Below are 22,982 nucleotides of genomic sequence, written 5' to 3' on the forward strand. Positions count from 1 at the left end.
TCAGGGGACCGGCCGGCCCGGCGTCTCGCTGTGCCACTCCCAGCGGCCGTCCGCCTCCCGGACCGCCCGTGCGGAGTCCTCGAGCACGGGGTCCAGCTCGTGCTCGCGGCATCCGGTGGCCGCCCAGCAGGTGATGACGATCTCGTCAGGGGCGATGTTCAGGCGCAGGAAGCTCTTGAACTGCGGCACGGCGTTCGAGTCGAACAGCAGCGACATGAGGTTGTGCGCGGGCGCCGAGCCGCGGGCCGGGAGCGGGAACACCCGGTCCGCGGCCCGGCGAGCGCGGTCGCTCACGACGACGGGCGACGGGCGGGGCGGCTCGATCCCGATCCGCTCGGCCATGATCGTGGTCGCCTCCTCGGGGGAGATCACCAACCGGCCGAGCCCCAACCCGAGCACGTCGTCGTAGCGGCGGCTGAAGTGCGCGAGGGAGTCGCCGCGCAGCGGGTAGCAGCGGAAGTCCTCCTCGTGCACGGCGGGCGCGAGGCGGTCGACGTTCGGGATCTGGTGCGTGGCCGACAGGTAGGCGCCCGATCCGCCCGCCACCAGGTACTGGATGGTGCGCCCGTCGCGCTGCAGCACCGGGTAGCGCTGGTAGTTGTGGTCGTCGCCGCCGATGCAGGCCACGTAGTTGAACTCCGGGTCGGTGACGATCTCGTTGACGTCGCCGCCGCCCTCGATCGGGCTGTCCTGCCGGCGCGCGTAGGTGTAGATGGGGCGACCGGTGAGCAGGATCTTGGGCCGGTCACCCGCGGAGATCTCCCGCAGCCACTCGGCCTGGTCGCGGTCGATGTGCCCGTCGATGCCGGTGTCGATCAGCACCAGCCGCACGGGACCGGCGTCGATCGCGCAGTACGGCCCGGGCTGCCCGCCCTGCTGCGACTCGGCGTCGCGGTACCAGCGCATGTCGGCGACGTCCTCGGCCGTGGCCGACGGGGCCGGGCGCCAGAGCAGCCTGCACAGCAACCGCCGCCACCACGAGCCGGGGAACACCGGCCGCGGGGCGCCCGCGTCCGGCGGCGCGTCGCAGAAGGTGGTCATGAACCCGGCGAGCCCGTCGTACCAGTCGTGGTTGCCGGGCAGCGCGTAGATCGGACCGGGGTAGTCGGCGTACGGGCGGTAGAAGCGGTCGGCGTAGGCCCGCACCCCGCCCGCCGGGTAGATGACGTCGCTGCACAGCACGGCGAAGTCCGTGTCGCGGGCGACCCGGTCCAGCACCGGCACCACGACGTACTGGGAGGCGTCACCCTCGCCGGGGTCGCCGAGCAGGGCCACCGAGACGCGCTCGCGGTCGGCGTAACGCGTGATCAACCGGTCCCGGGGCGGGAGGGGAGCGCCCGCGGCGCGCGCGTACTCGTCGAGCCGGCGTAGCCACTCGCGGCGCTGGTCGTCGGTCGGGTCGCCGAACCTGCGGGCGAGCACGTCGTTGCGCGACTTGATCAGCGGCCCCGGGCGCAGCCACGACAAGCGGCTGTCGCGCGGTGCCAGCCCGGCCCCCACACCCGGCGTCCGGCATCCCCAGCCTGCCCCGCGGGTAGAGGTGCGGGAGGGTCCGGAGCCGGCGGAGAGCGGGAGGGAGCGCATGGCCTGGATCCTGGCAGCGCGGGCGTACGCCGGTCACCCTTCGCAACCAGAGCGACATCGGGGCGCGGGCGCTCGGAACGCTGCGCCCGGCCTCCCGAACCCCTTCGGCGAAGCCGTCACACGATCAACTACACCCCGGGGCCATCCAGCCCTCAACTGATCACCGACCGTGCCGGTTGCGTGACAGAAATGACCTTTCCGCCCAGCCCCACGTGCCCACTGTGCCGTGGGCAGCACAAAGGGTGATCAAGTCGAACTTTCACCCTGACCCGAACGGGTGGTCTGGCACGAACACTGTCACGCGGAGAGCCCCGGCGACGCTGTACTTAGTGACTAGGAGGTGATCCGGTGCCGGAGAACACGACTTCCGACGAAGCGACGCTGGTCGCAGCGGCGGAGAAGCTCACGCAGTGCGACGGATACGTCGTACTCGCCGTCGACCCCCAGACCGGGGAGGTCGACGCACACGGCCCGTTCGACGGGCTGACGGCCACCGTCAAGGCCGACCAGCTCCGCCGCGATTTCGACCGCGGTGGGCTCGAGGACGTGACCGTGGGCGTAGTGCGGCTGCACAGCTCCACCTGACCCCACAGCAAGAACCGCGCGGGTCCCCCATTCGCGCGACAGCACGGCCGCACGAAAGCATTACCCCCGCTCCCCCTGCACTCATCCCCGCCCGCCGCCCCTCCCGCGCGGCGGGCGGCGTGCTGTCCAGGGACTGCCTCCGCTCCGCTGCAGCGGGCTCGCAAGCCTTTGGTGAGCCCGCCCCGCTACCCCGGTGCTCGGTCATTCGTTCCCTGCGCAGCTCCTCCGCGGGACGTCGTCGGCCCGCTCGCTCGGTTACGGGGTTCACCTCGATCCAGCAGGCTCGGCGGAAGGCCTCTGCGCGCCTTTCCACGCCTAGACTCGCCCGCGTGACCACGACCGTTACCGCCCCGAGCACCGCAGGCGGCCGCGACGGGAGGTTCGCCGACGCCGTCCGCGACGATGCGTCGCTGCGGCGGTTCCTGCACGGCCTGCCCGGCGTCGACCACGTGGGCGTCGAGCGGCGCGCGGCGACGCTGGCCACCCGGAGCATCAAGAAGGAGTCCAAGCTCCAGGCGCTGGACATGGCGATCTCGATGATCGACCTGACCACGCTGGAGGGTGCCGACACCCCGGGCAAGGTGCGGTCGCTGTGCGCCCAGGCCCGCAGGCCCGACCCGGACCACCCGGACGTCCCGTCCGTCGCGGCCGTCTGCGTCTACCCCGACCTCGCGGGCGTCGCCGTCGAGGCGCTGAAGGGCTCCGGCGTCGCGGTCGCAGCGGTCGCCACCGCTTTCCCGTCCGGACGGTCGTCGCGCGCGGTCAAGCTCGCCGACACCGCTCTCGCCATCGAGGCGGGGGCGAGCGAGATCGACATGGTCATCGACCGCGGCGCGTTCCTCACCGGCCGCTACGGCGCGGTGTACGACGAGATCGTCGCGGTGAAGGAGGCGTGCGGCACCGCCCATCTCAAGGTCATCCTCGAGACCGGCGAGCTCGCGGGCTACGACGACGTGCGCCGCGCGTCCTGGCTCGCGCTGCTGGCGGGCGCCGACGTCATCAAGACCTCCACCGGCAAGGTCTCCCCCGCCGCCACGCTGCCGGTCGTGCAGGTGATGCTGCAGGCCGTGCGCGACTGGCACCGCGCAACCGGCGAGCACCGCGGGGTGAAGGCCGCGGGCGGCATCCGCACCGCGAAGGACTCCATCCGCCACCTCGTGGCCGTCAACGAGGTGGCCGGGCCCGCCTGGCTGACGCCCGAGCTGTTCCGGTTCGGGGCGTCCGCGCTCCTCGGCGACCTGCTGCGGCAGCGGCGCACCCAGCTCGAGGGCCACTACGCCGACCGCGACCACATCGGAGGGGCCTGATGGCCTGGGATTACGCGCCCGCACCCGAGTCGGCCGCGCTCGCGAACCTCAAGCCGACGTACCGGCCGTTCGTCGACGGGGAGTTCGTCGACGGCGGCGGCGAGCCGCTCAAGACGCTCAACCCGGCCACGGAGGAGGTGCTGGCCGAGGTCGGCACGGCGAGCCAGGAGGACGGCGACCGGGCGGTCGCTGCGGCGCGCAGGGCGTACGAGCAGGTGTGGGGCCCGATGCCGGGTGCGGAGCGGGCGAAGTACCTGTTCCGGATCGCGCGGGTCGTGGCCGAGCGGGCCCGCGAGCTCGCCGTGCTGGAGACGCTCGACAACGGCAAGCCGATCCGCGAGTCGCGCGACGTCGACGTCCCCACCGCCTCGGCGCACCTGTTCCACCACGCGGGGTGGGCCGACAAGCTCGGCTACGCGGGCCTGGGGCCGGACCCGAAGCCGGTCGGCGTGGTCGGCGCCGTGATCCCGTGGAACTTCCCGCTGCTCATGGCCGCCTGGAAGATCGGGCCGGCGCTGGCGTGCGGCAACACGATCGTCCTGAAGCCGGCCGAGACCACCCCGCTCACCGCGCTCGTGCTCGCCGAGATCGCCGCCGACGCCGGCCTCCCGCCGGGTGTGCTCAACGTGCTGCCGGGCGCCGGTGACGTCGGCGCGGCGGTCGTGGGCCACGACGGGCTCGACAAGGTGGCCTTCACTGGCTCCACCGACGTCGGCAAGGAGATCCAGCGCCGGCTCGCGGGCACCGGCCGCCGGCTCACGCTGGAGCTGGGCGGCAAGGCGGCCAACATCGTCTACGACGACGCCCCGCTGGACCAGGCGGTCGACGGCGTCGTCGACGGGATCTTCTTCAACCAGGGCCACGTCTGCTGCGCCGGCTCGCGGCTCCTCGTGCAGGAGTCGGTCGAGGAGGAGTTCATGGAGCTCCTGCGGACCCGGATCGAGACGCTGCGGGTGGGCGACCCGCTGGACAAGAACACCGACGTCGGCGCGATCAACTCCCGTCCCCAGCTGGACCGGATCGTCGACCTCGCCGCCGCGGGCGACGCAGAGGGCGCGCACCGCTGGACCAGCTCGTGCCCGCTGCCCGAACGCGGCCTCTTCTTCCCGCCAACCGTGTTCTCCGGCGTCGAGCAGACGATGCGGGTGGCGCGGGAGGAGATCTTCGGGCCGGTGCTCTCGGTGCTGACCTTCCGCACACCCGACGAGGCGATCGCGAAGGCGAACAACACCCCCTACGGCCTGTCCGCCGGGATCTGGACGGAGAAGGGGTCCAAGGCCCTCTGGACGGCCCAGCGGGTGCGGGCCGGTGTCGTGTGGACGAACACCTTCAACCGGTTCGACCCCACCGCACCGTTCGGGGGGTACCGGGAGAGCGGGTTCGGGCGCGAGGGCGGCCGGGTGGGGCTGGAGGCGTACCTGCAGGCGTGAGCCCGGACCGGGCTGATGCCGTTGTGGCGGCAACCTTTCGAAGCTGTCCATGGCTGCCGCTACTTCGCTGCGGCTGGTCACGGCGAGCCGTACGCCAGAGCGGTGCATCCAGCGAGGAGGTACTTCTCGCGGCGATCATCGCTCGCTCAGGGGCCCGCGGTCGAGTGCCCGGCCGTCACGGATCGGCCCTGGGATCAGTCGACCAGCCGCAGCCGCCCGTCCCAGCCGCCGGCCAGCAGCCCGGGCAGCAGTTCGGCGAGTTGGAGCGGGTAGATGGTCTCGGTCGTGGCGCGCAGGTCGTCGGCGCTCCACCAGCGGTGGCCGCGCACGGTCCGGTTCTCCAGGTCGGTGAAGCCTGCCGTGTCGACGTCGGCGGCGTCGGTCAGCGCGGCCAGGAAGAACCATTCGTCGCTGTCGTACGCGACGCTCTCGAAGGTGAACTGCACCCGGCGCAGCCACACCGGCCCGACCAGCCCGTCCGGTGGCAGCAGCAGGCCCGTCTCCTCGCGCAGCTCTCGCCGGGCCCCGGCGAGCAGCTCCTCCCCCGGTTCGAGCCCGCCGCCGGCGGTGAACCAGAACGACTCGTCGGGCACGTGCGGGTCGAAGCCCTCGAACAGCAGCAGCCGCCCCGCCGGGTCGACCAGGAGCACGCGCGCGGACACCCGCACGCCCGGGCGAGGGCCCAGCTCGTCGATCGACTCCCCCACGCTTCGGACGCTACGCCTGTGACTCAGAGCACATTCCTGACTGTCGAGGACCGGTGGTCGGCTCCGTCTCACCCGCACAGAGGCCGGAACGACAGGAGGACACCATGGACCGCAACGACGTCACCGAGGTGCTGAACAAGCCGATCTCCCAGGAGCTGCTGGGCTCGTCGATCCCGGCCCGGCTGGCGTACACCGGGGTGGACGGGGACCCGCGGGTGGTCCCGGTCAGCTTCTGGTGGGACGGCGCGCAGCTGTTGGTCTTCACGATTCCGAACGCGGCGAAGGTGCCGGCGCTGAAGAAGAACCCGCGCGTGGCGATCACCATCGACACGCAGGAGCAGTGGCCGCCGCGGGTGCTGCTGGTCCGCGGCGCTGCGAGCGTCGAGCCCGTCGACGGCGTGCCGCAGGAGTACGTCGAGGCGTCCCGCAAGGTCACACCGGTCGAGGTCTTCGAGGACTGGGAGGCCGGGGTGCGCGGGCTGTACGACCGGATGGTGCGCATCACGATCGAGCCGGACTGGGCGAAGCTGCTGGACTTCGAGACCACCCTCCCCAAGGCGGTCGAGGAGATCATCAACGCGAAGCTGGCGCAGCGCGCCACCTGAGCAGCGCTCCGGCAAGCCCGGTCACCTGACTGATTCGAGCCGCCCCCTCCCGTTCCTAGCGTCGGTTGCGTCCGATCGACGAGAGGAGCGACCGATGGACGCGACGCCGTTTCGACTGGTGGTCGTCATCGCCAGCACGCGGGAGGGCCGGTTCGCACCGAACGTGGCGAACTGGTTCGTGGAGGAGGCCCGCGCGCGGGCCGACCTGGACATCGACGTGCTGGACCTGGCCGAGGCCGAGCTGCCCGACCGCCTCACGGGGTGGGGGACGCCGCCGCCGGCAGCGGTCGCGGCAGTGACGCCCCGGCTGGCGGCCGCCGACGCGTTCGTGATCGTGACGCCGGAGTACAACCACAGCTACCCGGCGCCCGTGAAGACGCTGATCGACTGGCACTTCACCGAGTGGCAGGCCAAGCCGGTGGCGTTCGTGTCCTACGGCGGCATGTCCGGGGGTCTGCGTGCCGTGGAGCACCTGCGGGGCGTCCTCGCCGAGCTGCACGCCGTGACGGTGCGCGACACCGTCAGCTTCCACGGGGCGTGGGACCGCTTCGGGTCGGATGCGCGCCCCGTGGATCCGGCCGAGTGCGCCGCGGCGGCGAAGACGATGCTCGACCAGCTCTCCTGGTGGGCCCACGCCCTGCGCGAGGCGCGCGCGGCACGGCCGTACGTCACGGGTTGACCTCGACCTGACTTCAACTCTTAACGTCGCCTCGAAGCATCCAGGAGAGGTAGGAAGATCATGACCACGGACGCGGTGACGCTCCAGCGCACCAAGTGGGCCCCGGTGGCGGCGCTCGGGCTCGCGATGCTGGTGGTCACGTCGGAGATGACCATCGCGGCGGTGACGCTGCCCGGGATCGGGGCGGACCTGCTGGTCTCGCCCGCGGCGACGGCCTGGGTGCTGCTCGCCTACGCCCTGCCGATGGCCGCGCTCGCCATCCCGGCCGGGCGCTGGGCCGACGGCGCGGACGTGCGGGCTGCGTTCGCGCTCTCGATGGTCGGGATCGCGGTCGCGAGCGTGCTCGTCGGTCTGGCGCCGGCGTTCTGGCTGGTCGTGGTGGGGCGACTGCTCCAGGGCGCGGCCGGTGCGCTGATCGTCGCGGTCTACATGCCGATCATCACCGCGAGCGTGTTGCCCGCGCAGCGCGGACGCGCGATCGGCTTCGTCATCACGATCATGACGGTGGGCGCGATGGCCGGTGTCCCGCTCGGCGGCCTCATCGCCGACATGTGGGGCTGGCGCGCGGTGTTCCTGGTGAAGCTGCCGGTGGTGGTCGCGGTGCTGTGGGTGGGGTTGAGCACGATCACCCGCATCCCGGGTCGTGGGTTGCCGCGGCCCGGCGCGGCCCTCCTGCGTGAGGCGCTGCTGCTGGGCGGGGCGGTGGCGGTGCTGCTGCTCGCCTTCGAGGAGGTGGGCGGGCGGCCGCTCCTCGCCGGGGCGCTCGCCGTGGCCGCGATCGGGCTGGCCGTGTGGTGGTCGCGCCTGGCGGCCTCCGGCCCGGTGCTCCGGCTCGTCCGGAACCCGGCGTTCGGGTTCATGATGATCTCGCTGCTGGCGGTCTCGTCCACCGCGGGCCTCGTCTCGTTCCTGCTGCCGTACTTCGTGGCCGACGTGCTGCACGGCGGCCCGGACCTCACCGGGGTTGCGCTGCTGTTCTTCGTCGGCGCGATGGCGCCGCTCTCGGCGGCGGCGGGCGCACTGGCCGACCGTCTCGGCAACCGGGTGGTGGCGGCCGCCGGCAGCGCGGTGTCCCTCGCGGGGGTGCTCCTGATGCTGACGCTCGACGGCGACGCAGGCCTGGTCGACATGGCCTGGCGGCTCGTGGTGCTCGGGATCGGGGCCGCCCTGTTCAACCCGGCCGTCAACGCTGCGATGCTCACGGCCGCACCGGCGGGCTCGGAGGGCGTGGCGGGCGGCGTCGGCATGACGGTCCGGACGGTCGCGGTGACGGTGGGGTCCGCGGCGTCCGCGCTCGCATGGACGATGGCCGGCGGCGGCATCGCCGGCTTCCGCAGCGGCATCCTCATGATCACGGTGGCCGTCGCGGTCGGGCTGGCGGTCCTGCTCGTCCCGGTGCGGCGGCCGTGATCACGCTGCCGGAGGCGCCTCCGCTGCGCGGCCGCGACGCCGAGCTGGAGGTCGTGGACCGCCTGCTCGCAGCGGCCCGCCGCGGGAGCAGCGCGGCCCTCGTGGTGCGCGGTGAGGCGGGGATCGGGAAGTCGGCGCTCCTCCTGCACGCGGCGAGGCGGGCGACCGGCATGCAGGTGCTGCTCCAGGTCGGCGTCGAGACGGAGGTGGAGCTGCCGTACGCCACGCTGCACGCGCTGTTCGCCGACGCGTGCGAGGCGCTCGACCGGCTCCCCGAGGTGCAGGCGGGCGCGTTGCGCGTCGCGCTCGGGCTGGCCGCCGGGCCACCGCCCGACCGCTTCCTCGTCGGGCTCGCCGTGCTGAGCCTGCTCGCCGAGCTGGCCGCCGAGCGTCCGCTGCTCTGCGTCGTCGACGACGCGCACTGGGTCGACCGGGCGTCGGCCCAGGCGTTGCTCTTCGCGGCTCGCCGGCTGGGGAGCGAGTCCGTCGTGCTGCTCTTCGCCGCGCGCACCGGGCTCGCTCCGGACTTCCCGGCCCCTGGTGTGGAGTCGCTCGACCTCCCTCGGCTCGACGACGCGAGCGCCCGCGAGGTGCTGGACGCCGAGGTGGGCGACCTGCCCCGCCCGGTGCGCGACCAGCTCCTGCGCGAGGCGGCCGGCAACCCGCTCGCCCTGCACGAGCTGCCCGCGGCCCACCGGATGGGCCGCGCGCCGGTGTACCCGCTCGCGCCGCCCGACGCAGGCCGCGGCGGGGTCCCGCCGACGAACAGCCCGGTGGAGCGGGAGTTCGCGGCGCGCATCGCCGCCCTTCCCGCGGCGGCCCGCACCGCGCTCCTCGTTGCCGCCGCCGACGGGACGTGCAACGCCCGGGTGGTGCTCGCCGCGGCCGAGCGGCTCGGGGCCGGGCCGGCCGACCTGGAGGTCCTGGAACGCGAACGGCTGCTGCTGTTCTTCGACGGCTGCATGGGGTTCCACCACCCGCTGATCCGCACGGCCGTCTACGGCGCCGCGACCATGGCGGCGAAGCGGGCGGCGCACCAGGCGCTGGCCGAGGTGCTCCACGAGAGCGACGAGGAGGATCGGCGCAACTGGCACCTCGCGGCGTCGAGCCTCGGCCCGGACGAGGCGGTGGCCGGCGCGCTGGAGCAGAGCGGGCTGCGGGCTCGCGACCGCGGGAGCCACGAGACGGTGGCCGCTGCCTTCGAACGCGCCGCCGCGCTCACGCCGTACGGCCCGGATCGGGCGCGACGCATGGTGGCGGCGGCCGAGGCCGCTGCTGAGGCGGGGCACCACGAGTGGGCGGCCGAACTGGCCGGCCGCAGCGAGCCGCTCACCGAGGACCCGCAGCTGCGGGCGCGCCTCGCACTGGTGCGGGCCCGGCTCGCCGACGAGGAGGGCGACGTCGCCGAGACCCACCGGTTGTTGCTGGCCGCGGCCGGGTCCGCGGCGCCCGCGGCGCCGGACCTGGCGGGCGAGATGCTGCTGTGGGCCGTGGAGGCCGGCTGGTCGGCACGCGACCGCGGGATGGTCGAGCAGGTGGCGACCGCGGCGAGCGGGCTCGGGGCACCCGGGGCGGACCACATCCGCGCGTACGCCGCGCTGGCCGCGGCCCAGCTCCCGGACGACCCGGACGCCCCGCTGCCACCGGCCAGTGCCGCGTTCGCGCGGATGGCCGACTGCCGCGGCGAGGGCGAACCGCGTGCCACCGCGAGCCTCGCCGCCTGGTACATGGTGGCGGGCGACGACACCACAGCGCTCGCGGTGGCGGCAGCCGCGGAGCGAGAGGCCCGCGCCACCGGGGCGCTGGGTGCCCTGCCCCGCGTGCTCGCCGTGCTCGCGACCGGCCGCTGGCACCTCGGCCACTGGCGCGATGCGGCCGCGGCAGCCACCGACGGCCTGCGCATCGCCCGCGACGTCGGGCAGCTCCAGGTCGTCGACCAGCTGGCCGGCGTCCTCGCCCACCTCGCTGCGGCGAGCGGGGACGAGGTGCGGTTCGCCGCCGCCCTCGGCGAGCTGGACGGGCAGCGCCCCACGGGGCGCTCCGCAGGGATCATCGGTTCGGCCCGCGGGCTGCTCGACCTGGGCCTCGGCCGGTTCGACGCGGCCGCGGACCGGCTCGCCGAGGCGGCGGCGTCGCGGGGTTGGTGGCGCGGGCTGCCCGACCTCGTGGAGGCGGCGGCCCGGGCCGGCCGCACCGCGGAGGCGCGGCGCGCCGCCGACCGGTACGCCCGGTGGGCCGAGCACACCGGGCAGGAGTGGCCGCGGGCGATCGCGGCGCGCTGTGGGGCCCTCGTCGCGTCCGACGACGGGGCGGCCGAGCTCTTCGCGAAGGCCGCAGCGATGCACCGGACCGACGGCACGCACCCGTTCGAACGCGCCCGCACCGACCTCCTGCACGGCGAGTGGCTGCGCCGCGCGCGCCGCCGGAGCGAGGCTCGCGGCCCGCTCCGGGCAGCCGCTGACGCGTTCGACGAGCTGGGCGCCGGGCCGTGGGCCGAGCGGGCGCGCGCCGAGCTGCGGGCCACCGGCGAGACCCGATCGACATCGACGATGGCGACCGGGCCCGCCCCGGACCAGCTCGCCGAGCTCACCCCGCAGGAGCTGCAGGTCGTCCGGCTCGCCGCGGCGGGACTGTCCAACCGCGACATCGCCGCGCAGCTGTTCCTGTCGCCGCGCACGGTCGGCTACCACCTCTACAAGGCGTTCCCCAAGCTCGGCGTGGCCTCGCGCGCGCAGCTGGTCCGCCTGGATCTCCCCGCGTAACCTGCGCCTGTGACGTCCACCGACCGGCTCACCGTCGCCAAGACCTACAAGCTGTACGTCGGCGGCGCGTTCCCGCGATCGGAGTCGGGCCGCAGCTATCCGGTCACGAGCACCGACGGCACGCTGCTCGCCCACGCCGCGCTCGCCTCCCGCAAGGACGTGCGCGACGCGGTGAGCGCGGCCCGGGCGGCGTTCCCCGGCTGGTCCGGCGCCACCGCGTACAACCGCGGCCAGGTGCTCTACCGGGTGGCCGAGATGCTGCAGGGCCGGCGCGGGCAGTTCGTCGGCGACGTCGTGGCGGCCGAGGGTGTGCGCAAGGGGCAGGCCGCGGCGCTCGTGGACGCCGCCGTCGACCGCTGGGTCTGGTACGCGGGGTGGACCGACAAGATCGCTTCCGTGCTCGGTTCGGTGAACCCGGTGGCCGGGCCGCTGGTGAACTGGTCGACCCCGGAGCCCACCGGCGTGGTCGGGGTGCTGGCGCCGCAGGGGTCGTCGCTGCTCGGGCTGGTCGACGTGCTCGCGCCCGTGCTGGCCACCGGCTGCACGGCCGTCGTCGTGGCCTCCGAGGCCAGGCCGCTGCCTGCGGTGGAGCTGGCCGAGGTGCTCGCCACGTCCGACGTGCCCGGCGGGGTCGTCAACGTGCTCACCGGGCGCACCGCGGAGCTGGCGCCGTGGCTCGCCGCGCACGGCGAGGTGCAGGCCCTCGACCTGGTGGGGGCGCCCGCCGAGCTGGCCGCCGACCTGGAGCGCGCCGCGGCCGAAGGGGTCAAGCGGGTGCTGCCGAGGCCAGCCGCCGAGCCCGACTGGACCCCGGTCCCGGACCTCACCCGGCTGCGGGCCTGGACCGAGATCAAGACCGTGTGGCACCCCGTGGGGCGCTGACCCCGCACTCCGGCCCGATCACGCCTGCGACTCGTCGATCGGGCAGCTGGTCCGCACGTCGGACAGCGCGGTCCCGGTCCGGGGCGCGGGACAGAGGAACTGCGTGTAGCGGGTGTCGTCGTCGACGAACCGCTTGAGCCACGCGATGCTGTAGCTGGCGATGGTGGTGTTCGGGCTGTTGGGCGCGAAGTGGCTCGCCCCGTTGAGCTCGAGGTAGGCCCGCTCCTCGGCGTTCGTCAGGCTCTCGTAGAACGGGATCGAGTGCCGCGCCACCGGCGCGGTCGAGTCGTTCTCCGCCCCGACGACCAGCGTCGCCGCCTGCACCCCCGGCCACGTCTTGTCGGCGTTCCACCCGGTGAGCGGAATGGCGGCCTCGATCGAGGTGCGCTCGGCGGCCGCCTCCAGGGTCCCGCCTCCACCCATCGAATGGCCCATGACGGCGAGCCGGTCCGGGTCCACCCGGTCGCGGACCGCGGACTCCTGCGTGAGGTAGTCCAGCGCCGCGAGCAGCTGTTCGCCCCGGGCGGCGGGCTGGTCCGAGGTCGAGTTCGTGTTGAAGCTGATCACCACGAACCCCTGGGATGCGATGCGCGGCCGCAGCCAGGCGATCGACGACTCCCGCGCGGTGTAGCCGGGGACGATCGCGACGGCGCCGAACGTCCCGTCCGCGGTGGTCGTCGGGTACGTGATGACGGCCGATCCGAAGCCCGGGGTCCGCAGGTCGGACACCTCGAGGTCCTCCGTGGCGTACGGCCCGCGGCTGGCCTCGATGCTCTGCGTGGTCGGGTCGGGACCGCGTTCGAACGGGTTCGGCGCCGGCTGGGCCGCGGCCGTTGCGGGTGCCAGCACCAACGCGAGCGCCGCGAGCGCGCCCGCGGCGGGGACACGGGTGTTCCTGAACATTCCTGCCGCCTTTCGAGGCAGTGCACCCCGGACGATCGGGGGAGCCGGATCGACCGGTTGGGGGAGCGAAATGTGCAGAGATGATGCAACGTGCCCCTGAGCGCGTCAACGACGGCGGGACGAACCGCCGGTGACGCGCGTCCCTCCCGCACCGTATGCCACACCACCGGCCGGGCGGGTCGAGGCGTGGTCCTAGGCTGCCCGCGTGGCCAGCGACATCGTCCCGATCCAGCTCTCCCTGACGGAGGGCGACCTCGTCACGCTGTGGGCCCCGCGGTGGCGCGAGGACGGCGAGGAGTGGGAGGCCTTCCTCGGCGACGACGACTCGTTGTTCGCCTTCCCGGAGGTCCCCCAGCTCGCGGCGTTCGTCCGCACCGCCACCGAGCACGACCTGGTCGACCACCCCGCGTGGCCCCTGGTGCCCGATCTCACGGTGCAGGAGCTGACACCCGACGACACCCAGCGGTACGACATCGTCGGCGTCCCGGAGCTCGTCGCCGAGGACCCCGACACCTGGACGGTCGGCGAGCTCGCCGAGATCACGGAGATGATCCGCTCGATCGCGGACGTCTGCGAGCTGGACGCGGTCACGGACGTGCTCGGGTCGGCTCCCGCGTTCGGCCTGCTGCGCCAGGGCACGCTGCCGTTCGCCGGGCGCGAGGGCCAGCGGCTGTGGACCCAGATGGTCGAGACGATCGCCGAGCGCTGGGACGAGGTGATCGACGCGCTCGACGACATCGTCGAGACCCCCGAGGTCGACCCCGCAGCGCTCGCGGCCGCGGAGAAGGAGGTCCTGGTCGTCGAGGACACCGACGAGCCGACGGTCACCGAGGCCGACGAGGACGGCACCGCGGAGGAGGACGACGAGGAGCCCGGGTTCTGGGAGGAGGTCGGGATCGACCCCATCCGGATCACCACGCGCGAGGGCGACCACTACACGCTGCGCTGCTACCTCGACGACAAGGCCGTCTTCCTCGGCTCCGACGGCCGGATCGACGTCTTCCGGTCCGAGCGGGCGCTGGCCCGCTGGCTCGGCGAGGACGGCGCCGCCGGGCACGACCTGGCGGCCGCCTCCACCTGGCCGGAGATCGTCGAGCGGGCCGGCGTGGGCGAGCTGGACGTGCGCGTCGACGACCTCAACGCCTACACGCTCACCGGGCTGGCCGATGACCTCGCCGAAGGCCCGCTCGGCGTCGACCCCTCCCAGCTGGAGCTGGCCACCGAGCTGATGCTCGACGTCGGCGACTGGGCGGGCGACGACGAGGCCCGTCGCGGCCTCGCCGAGTCGCAGGCCCTCGGCTGGCTGGTCAACTACATCACCAAGCCCGACCCCACCCGCCTCGCCCCCAGCCCGCCGTTCGACGCGGAGTCGGCGCGCTTCCGCGAGCTGGTCGAGGACGTGACCAACCGCTTCCGCACGCACTGACCGCTCACTCCGTCCGGAGGCCGGCCTCCCTCGCCAGCAGGCCCAGCTGGGTGCGGTTGGTGCAGCCGAGCTTGTCGAGCGCGTTGGAGACGTAGCCCTTCACCGTCGCCTCGGTGAGGTGCAGCCGCCGCGCCACCTCGGCGTTGGAGCACCCCTCGCCCAGCAGGGCCACGACGTCGCGTTCCCGGTCGGTCAGCCGGGCGAGGCGGGCCGCTGCGCGACGTCGGGCCACGTGGGCGTCGCCCGCGTCGCCCACCAGGCGGCGCGCCGCCGACCGGGACAGCACGGTGTGGCCCTGAGCGGCCACCCGCACCAGCGCGGCCAGCTCCTCGGGTGGTGTGGACTTGAGCAGGTAGCCGGCAGCTCCGGCGCGCAGTGCCCGGTGCACGTGCTCGTCGCCGTCGAACGTGGTGAGCGCGACGACCGGGGGCGCGGCGGGGAGCTCGACGATCCGGGCGGTCGCGGTGATCCCGTCGACGCCGGGCATCCGCAGGTCCATGAGCACGACGTCCGGCTCGTGCAGCACGACGGCCTCGACGGCCTCCGCGCCGTCGGCCGCGCTGGCGACGACCTCGATCCCGTCGGCGGCGCCGAGGATCGTGCGCAGGTGCGCGCACACCATCGGCTCGTCGTCGACCACGAGCACGCGTACCGGCACCGTTCCCTCCCTCATCGGCCCACCGGGAGCTCGGCCCGAACCGCGAACCCGCCGTCGGCGCACGGCCCGGCCTCGAGCGTCCCACCGATGATCGACACGCGCTCCCGCAGGCCGCGCAGCCCGCTCCCCGAGCCGGTCGGCGCGAGCGCCGCGTCGGCGGTGGACGACGTGTTGGTCACCGCGACGCTCACGGCGTCGGCCCCGTAGCGCACGTCGACGAGCACCCGGCCGCCCGGCGCGTGCTTGTGCACGTTCGTCAGCGCCTCCTGCACCACCCGGTGGACCGTGCGCAGCACCGCCGACGGCACGGCGTCGGTGTCCCCGCCGCACTCCAGCCGAACGTCCACACCGGCGGCGACGGAGGCGTCGACGAGCTCGCGCAGGTCGGCCCGCGGCGCGGGCGGCCCGACCGACGGCGACTCCCCGGTCCGCTCGCCGCCGAACACGCCGACCAGCTCGCGCAGCTCGTCGAGCGCCTGCATGCCGGCGTCCCGCAGCCCTTCCGCGGCGCGGCGGGTCCCCGGGTCGGTCGCCGTGACCTCGATGGCGCCGGCCTGCAGCACCATCAGGCTCACCCGGTGGGTGACGACGTCGTGCATCTCGGCCGCGAGCCGGGCCCGTTCCTCGGCGCGGGCCTGCTCGGCGAGCAGGCGCTGCTCCCGGTCGGTGCGCTCGGCGCGCTCGCGCAGGCTCGCCATCAGGTTGCGCCGCGCCGCGACGTAGCGGCCGAGCAGCGCGGGGAACGCCGTGGTCAGCAGCCCGAGCGAGACGGTGAGCCAAGACGGGTCCCACGGCCGGGTCGCGAGCAGTGTGAGGATCCCGACGAGCACCCACGTGGAGCGCCGGTTCCGCACCTGGACCACGACGTTGACGACGACCGGTGTCGCGGAGAGCGTCAGCGGGTCGCCGGAGAGCACGGGCGTCGCGACGAGCAGGCCGGGGCTCAGCAGCTCGGAGAGCTGGAGCGCGACCGCGCCTGCGATCGTCAGCCACGTGACCAGGAGCGGGGCGCGCAGGACCGCGAGCACGGCCGTGTCGAGAACGAGTCGCAGGGCGAGCCCGGCATATGGACCGGCCGGGCCGCTGGTCCGGGACCCGAGCACGGTGTACAGCACGTCGAGCGCGGCGAAGAGCAGCACGGCGGCGACGAGGAAGACCACGGCCCCGGTCGAGTGGTCTCGCGGACCCGCCTGCTGGCGCACCGGAACACGGTAACCGCGCCCCCGGCCTCGCGATCACCGTCGTCCAGTGGGGCGCCACACCTACTTCGGTAGGGGGCCTGGCCATCCGTCGGCCCTGGTCAGCGCCGGTCCGGCGACGGTCTGATGACGATCGTGACCACCGTCGAGACCCGTCTGACGCAGCGCGCACCGCACGCGGTGCCCTTCGCCCGCCTGCCCGTCCTGACGATCGCGGCGGTCGTCGGGGTGGCTCAGCTGGCCGCGAGCGTGGGCCGCGGGTACTGGTTCGACGAGGTGTACATGCTGGCCATCGGCCGCCACCACCTCGACTGGGGCTCGGCGGACCAGCCGCCGCTCACGCCGCTGCTGGCCGCGCTGATGGACGCGATCGCGCCGGGCTCGATCGTCGTGCTGCGACTCCCGGCCGTGCTCGCGACCGCCGCCGCGGTCGTCGTCGCGGCGCTGGTCGCCCGCGAGCTCGGTGGTGACCGCCGCGCGCAGATCCTGACCGCGGGCGCACAGGCCACCGCGGTGTGGATCACGCTGGCCGGGCACTGGCTCACCCCGTACACCCTCGAACCGGTGCAGTGGCTGGTGCTCTGCTGGCTCCTGGTCCGCTGGATCCGGCTGCGCGACGACCGGATCCTGCTGGCGCTCGGCGTGACGGCCGGCATCGCCGCCGAGACCAAGTTCCAGGTGCTGCTGCTCGCCGCCGTGCTGCTCGCCACCGTCCTCGTCTGCGGTCCCCGGGAGCTGCTGCGCAGGCCCCTGCTGTGGGCGGGCGCCGGGATCGGCGCGCTGATCGCGCTGCCCACCCTGGTCTGGCAGGCGGTGAACGGCTGGCCCCAGCTGCGGATGAGCGCCGTGGTGGCGGCGGAGGCCGACGTGCTGTACGGCGGACGTCCCGGCGTGGCGGTGACGCTGATCATCTTCGCCGGAGTGGCCGGCACCGCGCTCCTGTTCCACGGCCTGTGGATCCTGCTGCGCGCCGGGGAGATGCGTCCGTACCGCTTCCTCGCGGTGACGTTCGTCGTGCTGTTCGCCGTGTTCGTCGCGGCCCCGGGCCGTCCCTACTACCTGGGCGGGCTGTACGGTGTCATCGCAGCGGCAGGCGCGCTGGGGCTGCAGCGGCGCCGGGAAGCGGGACGGCGCCGGTTCCGCTGGGTCGCCTGGCCCGGCTACGCGCTGAGCGCCGCCGCGGCGGGCTGGCTCCTCTTCTTCTCCGCCACGACGATCACGGCCACGTCGGACGAGGTCGGTGAGACGATCGCCCGCACCGCTGCCGCCGCGGTCCAGGCGCTCCCACCGGAGGCGCGCGAGCACACGGCGCTCATGGGCGAGTCCTACATCATCGCCGCGTACCTCGACGGCTACTCGACGCAGTACGACCTCCCGCAGGCCCACAGCACCAACCGCGGCTACGGCTGGTTCCCGCCCCCGCCGGAGGACGACACGGCGGTGCTCTTCGTCGGCGGCTCCCCAGATGCGCTGAGGCCGTACTTCGCGGACGTGCGCATGGTGGCGGACGGCGGGGAGAACGCGAGCGTGTGGTCGTGCACCGGCCGGCAGGAGCCGTGGGCGCAACTGTGGCCACGGCTACGTACCCTGAGTGTCGGTTGATGCCGTTAGGGCAGGTTAACCTCACGCGGTGAAGCACTTGCCCGCCATCGCGCTAACCGCGCTGCTCACCCTGGTCACAGCGTGCGGCTCACCCCAGCAAACCGCACCGGCGGAGGCGCCCTTCCGCGTCGTCCAGCACGCCATGGGCGAGACCGCGATCCCCGCGCAGCCGAAGCGGGTCGTCGCGCTCGACCAGAGCTTCGTCGACGCGGTGCTGACGCTGGAGACCCAGCTCGCGGGCTACACCACCTACCGGGCGATAGAGGGCGGACTACCGACGTACCTCGGCCCGCTCGCGGCGACGTACGGCACGGACGCCGTCCCGGTCGGCCGGCTGGAGGAACCGAGCCTCGAGCAGATCGCCGCTCTGAAGCCCGACCTGATCCTGTCGGCCAAGGTGCGCCACGAGGCGCTGTACGGGCAGCTGTCCCAGATCGCGCCCACCGTCTTCAGCGAGACGACCGGCCCCACCTGGAAGGAGAACCTCCGCCTGGCGGGCCGGGCCCTCGGCAAGGAGGACCTCGCGGAGGCCGAGATCGCCGAGTACGAGCAGCGCGCCGCCGGGATCGGCCGGGAGATCGCCGCCGGGTCCGGTGGCACCCTGCCCACCGTCTCGATCGTCCGCTTCGCCGGCGAGGACACCGTCCGCCTCTACACCGAGAAGTCCTACGCCGGGATCGTCCTGCGCGACGTCGGGTTCCCGCGCCCGCCCACGCAGCCCACCACGGACAAGATCGCGGTCGACGTCTCGCAGGAACGCATCCTCGACCTCGACGCCGACCGGATCTTCGTCGCGACCTGGGCCGACCCGACCGCCACCGGGCCGAAGGCGCAGTTCACCAGCAACCCGCTGTGGAGCCGGCTCACCGGCGCCCAGCACGAGGTCGACGACCTGACGTGGATGAGCGCCGTGGGCCTCCAGGGCGCGCACACGCTGCTCGACGACGTCGCCGAGACCTTCTCCGTCGACCTGTTCAGGCCATGAGCGCCGCGTAGCCGGGCTTGATCACGTCGTTGATCAGGGCGAGCCGCTCGTCGAAGCCGATGAAGGCCGACTTCATCGCGTTCACGGTGAACCACTGCAGATCCGCCCAGCTGTAACCGAACGTGTCGGCGAGCGCGGTCATCTCGCTCGTCATCGACACGTCGGACATCAGCCGGTTGTCGGTGTTGACCGTGACCCGGAACCGCAACTGCGTCAGCAGCCCGATCGGGTGGTCCGCCAGTGATTTCGCCGCACCGGTGTGCACGTTCGACGTGGGGCACATTTCCAGCGGGATCCGCTTGTCACGCACATAGGCGGCAAGAAGCCCCAATCGAGGGGTTCCGTCGGCACCGAGGGTGATGTCGTCGACGATGCGGACACCGTGGCCGAGCCGGTCGGCGCCACACCACTGCAGCGCCTCCCAGATCGACGGCAGCCCGAACGCCTCACCTGCGTGGATCGTGAAGTGCGCGTTCTGCTGGCGCATGTACTCGAAGGCGTCCAGGTGCCGCGTGGGCGGGAAACCGGCCTCGGCACCCGCGATGTCGAACCCGACGACGCCCAGGTCGCGGTAGCGCACCGCCAGCTCGGCGATCTCGCGCGACCGCGCCGCGTGCCGCATGGCGGTGAGCAGGCAGCCCACCCGGATGTGCCTGCCGCGCTCCGCCGCGCGGGCCGTGCCCACCTTGAACCCCTCGAGCACCGCCTCCACCACGGCGGGCAGCTCCAGGCCTGCCTCCACGTGCAGCTCCGGGGCGAACCGCACCTCCGCGTACACGACACCGTCGGCCGCGAGGTCCTCCGCGCACTCGGCGGCCACGCGGACCAGGGCGTCGGCCGTCTGCATCACGCCGACGGTGTGCCCGAACGTCTCCAGGTAGCGCACCAGCGACCCCGAGTGCGCCGCGGCGAGGAACCACCCGCCCAGCTCGGCCGCGTCCGTCGACGGAAGGCCGCGGTAACCGGCGGCGTCGGCGAGCTCGATGACCGTGGCGGGGCGGAGCCCGCCGTCCAGATGGTCGTGCAGGAGCACCTTCGGTGCGTCGCGGATGGTGTCGACGGTCAACGGCGCATGCACCCGGCCACGCTAGAACACGCCCCCTAACCTGGGGTGTCTGGGCGCGGTGCACTGCTCCGAACGGGGCACGACACCTCCGATCGGGGAGCCGCGGAAGGGTGATCCACCCGGGTCGCTACCCTCATTGCCGCACCACACTCGATGTCCGGCTCAGAGGAAGCTCCCCGCCGCCATGAGCAATGACTCCAATCTCTCGTTCGACCGCATGCGCGGAATGCTGATGCGCGCAGCGGAGATCCGCGACAGCGAGCAGCAGCAGATCTTCGACTCGCTCGACGAGATCCACGCTCGGCTCGCGGCCCTCGACGCGCTCGGCACGGTGCGCAAGCGCCTCACCGAGCTGCCCGACCGCACCGAGGTGAGCGTCCTCGCCGAGCGCCTCGACGAGACGGTCGCCAAGCTCGACGCTCAGGACGCCTCGATCGCGTCCGTCCTGAGAGCGGTCGAGGCGATGCCGGACAAGCTCGCGAAGCCGATCGCCCAGCTCGACGGCCGCCTCGACGGGATGGCCGGCCGCCTAGAGGGTGTCTCCGGGCGGATGGACGGCCTCGACGACCGGCTCGGCGGCCTGCACAAGCGCCTCGACGACCTGGACAACCGCCTCGACCGGCACGAGATGCGCCTCGACGCGATGCCGTCGTCGGTGGGTGCGCCGATCAAGGAGCGCGTCGACGGGATCGAGCGCATGGTCCGCGAGCAGCTCGACAACGCGCTCCGCTCGGTGGACGAGTCCGGCGAGGGCCTGCGCAACCTGCTCGGCGACACCAGCGTCGGCCTGCACCGCAGGCTGGAGGACCTGGCCGCCCGCCCCGCCGTCGACCCGACGGAGCCGCTCAACAACCTCGAGAAGCGCCTCGAGAACCTCGCCGCCCGCCTCGACGCCATCGAGGACAGCATGTCCGGGCGCCTCGGCAACCTCGGCGGCACCATCGACGAGCGGCTCGGCAAGCTCGACGCCGCGATCGTGGAGCGGCCCGACACCAGCTCCCTGCGCTCGCTCGTGGAGCGCGCCAACGCCGAGTCGGAGCGGCGCAACGCCGGCCAGCTGGACGAGGCCATGGCCACGTTCGCCGAGCTCATCCTCGGCCGCGGCCCGTCGGTGCACCAGATGCCGCCGCCCCCGCCCCGCCAGACCCCGCGCCGCAACCGCAGCAAGGTCACGGTGAAGAGCCCGAACGGCGCCTCCGCCCACGACACGGTGACGGACGACCCGGACGACTGACCGGCGACAGCTCGACTCGCCCGCACTCACGGCGCGAGTCGCGGAAGTGCAGAGCCCCACCTCCGCGAGTCGCGCTCTCGATGCACGCGAGTCGCGGTCTCGATGCACGCCAGTTGCAGCTCGTCAGGCGCGGATCGTCTCGCTGAGCAGGGCCGGGCGGACAGCGGGTCCATCGGACACCACGACGCCACCGTCCAGCGCCGCTCGGGCGCCCGCGACCGCGTCCGGGGTGTCGGTGTGCAGCTCCAGCAGGGGCTGCCCGGCCTCGACCTCGTCGCCGATGTCCACCAGCAGGCGGACGCCCGCTGCGGCCTGCACCGCGTCCTCCTTGCGGGCCCGGCCTGCTCCGAGCCGCCAGGCCGCTACACCGACGGCGTAGGCGTCCATTCGGGTGAGCACCCCGGACCGGTCGGCCACCAGCTCCTCCACGTGGCCTGCGACCGGCATCGGGGCGCCTGGGTCGCCGCCCTGGGCAGCGATCATCCGCTCCCACACCGCGTGGGCCTTGCCGGAGGCGAGCACCTGTGCCGGGTCGACGTCCTCGATGCCGGCGAGCGCGAGCATCTCGCGGGCCAGCGCCACGGTCAGCTCCACGATGTCGGCCGGCCCGCCGCCGCGCAGCACCTCGACGGACTCCTCCACCTCCAGCGCGTTGCCCACCGCCCGGCCGAGGGGCACCGACATGTCGGTCAGGAGGGCTGTGGTCGCCAGGCCGTGGGCTGCACCGATCGCGACCATCGTCTCGCCGAGCTCCCGCGCGCGCTCGGGCGTCTTCATGAAGGCCCCCGAGCCGAACTTCACGTCGAGCACCAGGCCGCCGGTGCCCTCCGCGATCTTCTTGCTCATGATCGAGCTGGCGATCAGCGGGATCGACTCGACGGTGCCGGTGACGTCGCGCAGGGCGTACAGCTTGCGGTCGGCGGGGGCGAGCGTCGGGGTGGTCGCGCAGATCACGGCGCCCACGTCGGCGAGCTGCGCCGCGATCTCCTCCGTGCTGAGCGAGGCCCGCCAGCCGGGGATCGCCTCCAGCTTGTCGAGCGTGCCGCCGGTGTGGCCGAGCCCGCGCCCGGACAGCTGCGGCACCGCCGCCCCGCACGCGGCCACCAACGGGGCGAGCGGCAAGGTGATCTTGTCGCCCACGCCGCCGGTGGAGTGCTTGTCCACCAGCGGGCGCCCGACGTCGCCCAGCTCGAGCACCTCGCCGGAGTCGATCATCGCCTGGGTCCAGCGGGCGATCTCGCCCGCATCCATCCCGTTGAGCAGGATCGCCATCGCGAGCGCCGCCATCTGCTCGTCCGCGACGGACCCGCGGGTGTAGGCGTCGACGACCCAGTCGATCTGCTCGTCGCTGAGCCGGGCACGGTCGCGCTTGGTGACGATCACGTCGATCACGTTCACGAGCCCGACCCTATTCCGATTCCGACGAACGGCGCGTTCGTCGGATAGGTACCGACGAGCGCGCCGTTCGTCGGAATCAGGCGGGTAGATCCTCCGGACCGAACGCATCCGGGAGGACCTCGCTCAGCGGGAGGATGCCCCGGGGCGTGTCCAGGAGGCAGTCGGGGCCGCCGAACTCGTAGAGCACCTGGCGGCACCGGCCGCACGGCATGAGGAGGTCACCGGTGCCGGAGCGGCAGGCGACGGCGGTGAACCGGCCGCCGCCGGTGAGGCGCAGCTGCCCGGCCATCGTGCACTCGGCGCACATCCCGAGGCCGTAGGAGGCGTTCTCGACGTTGCACCCGGTGACGACGCGCCCGTCGTCGCACAGCGCGGCGGCGCCCACGTTCAGCCGGGAGTACGGCGCGTAGGCCGATCCGGCGGCCGCGATCGCGGCGTGCCGGAGGGCAGGCCAGTCTGGATCAGAATGTGTTCGAGAAGCCCGAACGTGGGCCGCGGACGCCGGTGATCCAACAGGTTCCGACTGTCCCTCGCTGCCCGCTCCGCGCTTCTCGAACACA

The 22,982-nt window shown here is 73.5% G+C and carries 19 protein-coding genes and 1 pseudogene; 12 read left to right on the top strand and 8 right to left on the bottom strand.

Annotated elements, in window-relative coordinates:
• Complete coding sequence (locus tag FB388_RS32150; protein ID WP_211362395.1) at nucleotides 1–1,500, bottom strand: metallophosphoesterase family protein; 1,500 nt, start codon at nucleotides 1,498–1,500, stop codon at nucleotides 1–3.
• Nucleotides 1,501–1,932: 432 nt separating this feature from the next.
• Between FB388_RS32150 and FB388_RS32155 the strand changes: the two genes are divergently transcribed.
• The 3 genes from FB388_RS32155 (at nucleotide 1,933) to FB388_RS32165 (ending at nucleotide 4,906) form a co-directional block, all read left to right on the top strand.
• A complete protein-coding gene (locus tag FB388_RS32155) occupies nucleotides 1,933–2,169 on the top strand; it encodes a hypothetical protein (protein ID WP_075940218.1) in 237 nt (78 codons plus the stop codon).
• 329 nt (nucleotides 2,170–2,498) lie between these two features.
• A complete protein-coding gene (deoC, locus tag FB388_RS32160; protein ID WP_142106481.1) occupies nucleotides 2,499–3,476 on the top strand; it encodes a deoxyribose-phosphate aldolase in 978 nt (325 codons plus the stop codon).
• A complete protein-coding gene (locus FB388_RS32165) occupies nucleotides 3,473–4,906 on the top strand; it encodes an aldehyde dehydrogenase family protein (RefSeq protein WP_142107657.1) in 1,434 nt (477 codons plus the stop codon). Before deoC ends, FB388_RS32165 begins: the two co-directional genes overlap by 4 nt.
• 194 nt (nucleotides 4,907–5,100) lie before the next feature.
• Here FB388_RS32165 and FB388_RS32170 read toward each other — a convergent pair whose 3' ends face one another.
• Nucleotides 5,101–5,613, bottom strand: a complete 513-nt coding sequence (locus FB388_RS32170; protein WP_246122649.1) for an NUDIX hydrolase — start codon at nucleotides 5,611–5,613, stop codon at nucleotides 5,101–5,103.
• Between the two features lie 104 nt (nucleotides 5,614–5,717).
• Here FB388_RS32170 and FB388_RS32175 point away from each other — a divergent pair, with 104 nt between their 5' ends.
• The 5 genes from FB388_RS32175 (at nucleotide 5,718) to FB388_RS32195 (ending at nucleotide 11,951) form a co-directional block, all read left to right on the top strand.
• The gene (locus FB388_RS32175; protein ID WP_142106482.1) at nucleotides 5,718–6,218 is read left to right on the top strand and encodes a pyridoxamine 5'-phosphate oxidase family protein; all 501 of its coding nucleotides are present in this window, start codon (nucleotides 5,718–5,720) and stop codon (nucleotides 6,216–6,218) included.
• 94 nt (nucleotides 6,219–6,312) lie between these two features.
• A complete protein-coding gene (locus FB388_RS32180) occupies nucleotides 6,313–6,897 on the top strand; it encodes an NADPH-dependent FMN reductase (RefSeq protein WP_142106483.1) in 585 nt (194 codons plus the stop codon).
• A 60-nt stretch (nucleotides 6,898–6,957) separates the two neighbouring features.
• Entirely contained in the window at nucleotides 6,958–8,307 is a 1,350-nt protein-coding gene (locus FB388_RS32185) for an MFS transporter (protein WP_142106484.1), read from the top strand.
• Complete coding sequence (locus FB388_RS32190; RefSeq protein WP_246122650.1) at nucleotides 8,304–11,069, top strand: helix-turn-helix transcriptional regulator; 2,766 nt, start codon at nucleotides 8,304–8,306, stop codon at nucleotides 11,067–11,069. The genes FB388_RS32185 and FB388_RS32190 overlap by 4 nt, the downstream gene beginning before the upstream one ends.
• A gap of 9 nt (nucleotides 11,070–11,078) precedes the next feature.
• A complete protein-coding gene (locus FB388_RS32195) occupies nucleotides 11,079–11,951 on the top strand; it encodes an aldehyde dehydrogenase family protein (protein ID WP_142106486.1) in 873 nt (290 codons plus the stop codon).
• Nucleotides 11,952–11,969: 18 nt separating this feature from the next.
• Here FB388_RS32195 and FB388_RS32200 read toward each other — a convergent pair whose 3' ends face one another.
• Nucleotides 11,970–12,854, bottom strand: a complete 885-nt coding sequence (locus FB388_RS32200; protein WP_142106487.1) for an alpha/beta hydrolase family protein — start codon at nucleotides 12,852–12,854, stop codon at nucleotides 11,970–11,972.
• A 205-nt stretch (nucleotides 12,855–13,059) separates the two neighbouring features.
• Between FB388_RS32200 and FB388_RS32205 the strand changes: the two genes are divergently transcribed.
• Nucleotides 13,060–14,280 carry a primosomal protein gene (locus tag FB388_RS32205; protein WP_142106488.1) on the top strand — a complete coding sequence of 407 codons (1,221 nt, stop codon included), beginning with the start codon at nucleotides 13,060–13,062 and terminating at the stop codon, nucleotides 14,278–14,280.
• Nucleotides 14,281–14,284: 4 nt separating this feature from the next.
• On the opposite strand, the gene FB388_RS32210 is transcribed toward FB388_RS32205, so the two are convergent.
• Together FB388_RS32210 and FB388_RS32215 are read right to left on the bottom strand one after the other, a co-directional pair.
• Entirely contained in the window at nucleotides 14,285–14,953 is a 669-nt protein-coding gene (locus FB388_RS32210) for a response regulator transcription factor (RefSeq protein WP_142106489.1), read from the bottom strand.
• Complete coding sequence (locus FB388_RS32215; RefSeq protein ID WP_142106490.1) at nucleotides 14,950–16,140, bottom strand: sensor histidine kinase; 1,191 nt, start codon at nucleotides 16,138–16,140, stop codon at nucleotides 14,950–14,952. The genes FB388_RS32210 and FB388_RS32215 overlap by 4 nt, the downstream gene beginning before the upstream one ends.
• A gap of 123 nt (nucleotides 16,141–16,263) precedes the next feature.
• On the opposite strand from FB388_RS32215, the gene FB388_RS32220 reads away from it, so the two are divergent.
• Nucleotides 16,264–17,739, top strand: a complete 1,476-nt coding sequence (locus tag FB388_RS32220) for a glycosyltransferase family 39 protein (protein WP_142106491.1) — start codon at nucleotides 16,264–16,266, stop codon at nucleotides 17,737–17,739.
• Nucleotides 17,740–17,767: 28 nt separating this feature from the next.
• On the top strand, nucleotides 17,768–18,724 hold the full coding sequence (locus FB388_RS32225; RefSeq protein ID WP_142106492.1) for an ABC transporter substrate-binding protein: 957 nt from the start codon (nucleotides 17,768–17,770) through the stop codon (nucleotides 18,722–18,724).
• On the opposite strand, the gene FB388_RS32230 is transcribed toward FB388_RS32225, so the two are convergent.
• Entirely contained in the window at nucleotides 18,714–19,802 is a 1,089-nt protein-coding gene (locus FB388_RS32230; RefSeq protein WP_142106493.1) for an adenosine deaminase, read from the bottom strand. The genes FB388_RS32225 and FB388_RS32230 overlap by 11 nt on opposite strands.
• 205 nt (nucleotides 19,803–20,007) lie before the next feature.
• Between FB388_RS32230 and FB388_RS32235 the strand changes: the two genes are divergently transcribed.
• Nucleotides 20,008–21,024, top strand: coding sequence for a PA containing protein (locus FB388_RS32235; protein ID WP_246122652.1), 1,017 nt, complete (start codon nucleotides 20,008–20,010; stop codon nucleotides 21,022–21,024).
• Nucleotides 21,025–21,147: 123 nt separating this feature from the next.
• On the opposite strand, the gene FB388_RS32240 is transcribed toward FB388_RS32235, so the two are convergent.
• Together FB388_RS32240 and FB388_RS32245 are read right to left on the bottom strand one after the other, a co-directional pair.
• Nucleotides 21,148–22,422, bottom strand: coding sequence for a thymidine phosphorylase (locus FB388_RS32240; protein WP_246122653.1), 1,275 nt, complete (start codon nucleotides 22,420–22,422; stop codon nucleotides 21,148–21,150).
• Nucleotides 22,423–22,498: 76 nt separating this feature from the next.
• Nucleotides 22,499–22,879: pseudogene (locus tag FB388_RS32245) on the bottom strand (cytidine deaminase); the annotation flags it as partial.
• Between the last annotated feature and the right edge of the window lie 103 nt (nucleotides 22,880–22,982).

Origin of the sequence: Pseudonocardia cypriaca, assembly GCF_006717045.1 — a bacterium.
GTDB classification, from domain to species: domain Bacteria; phylum Actinomycetota; class Actinomycetes; order Mycobacteriales; family Pseudonocardiaceae; genus Pseudonocardia; species Pseudonocardia cypriaca.

What these genes read in the sequence shown, in the direction of transcription:
- FB388_RS32185 (WP_142106484.1), top strand. Translation starts at nt 6,958, where the DNA reads ATGACCACGGACGCGGTGACGCTCCAGCGCACCAAGTGGGCCCCGGTG.
- FB388_RS32175 (WP_142106482.1), top strand. Translation starts at nt 5,718, where the DNA reads ATGGACCGCAACGACGTCACCGAGGTGCTGAACAAGCCGATCTCCCAG.
- FB388_RS32210 (WP_142106489.1), bottom strand. Translation starts at nt 14,953, where the DNA reads ATGAGGGAGGGAACGGTGCCGGTACGCGTGCTCGTGGTCGACGACGAG.
- FB388_RS32200 (WP_142106487.1), bottom strand. Translation starts at nt 12,854, where the DNA reads ATGTTCAGGAACACCCGTGTCCCCGCCGCGGGCGCGCTCGCGGCGCTC.
- FB388_RS32180 (WP_142106483.1), top strand. Translation starts at nt 6,313, where the DNA reads ATGGACGCGACGCCGTTTCGACTGGTGGTCGTCATCGCCAGCACGCGG.
- FB388_RS32220 (WP_142106491.1), top strand. Translation starts at nt 16,264, where the DNA reads ATGACGATCGTGACCACCGTCGAGACCCGTCTGACGCAGCGCGCACCG.
- FB388_RS32235 (WP_246122652.1), top strand. Translation starts at nt 20,008, where the DNA reads ATGCGCGGAATGCTGATGCGCGCAGCGGAGATCCGCGACAGCGAGCAG.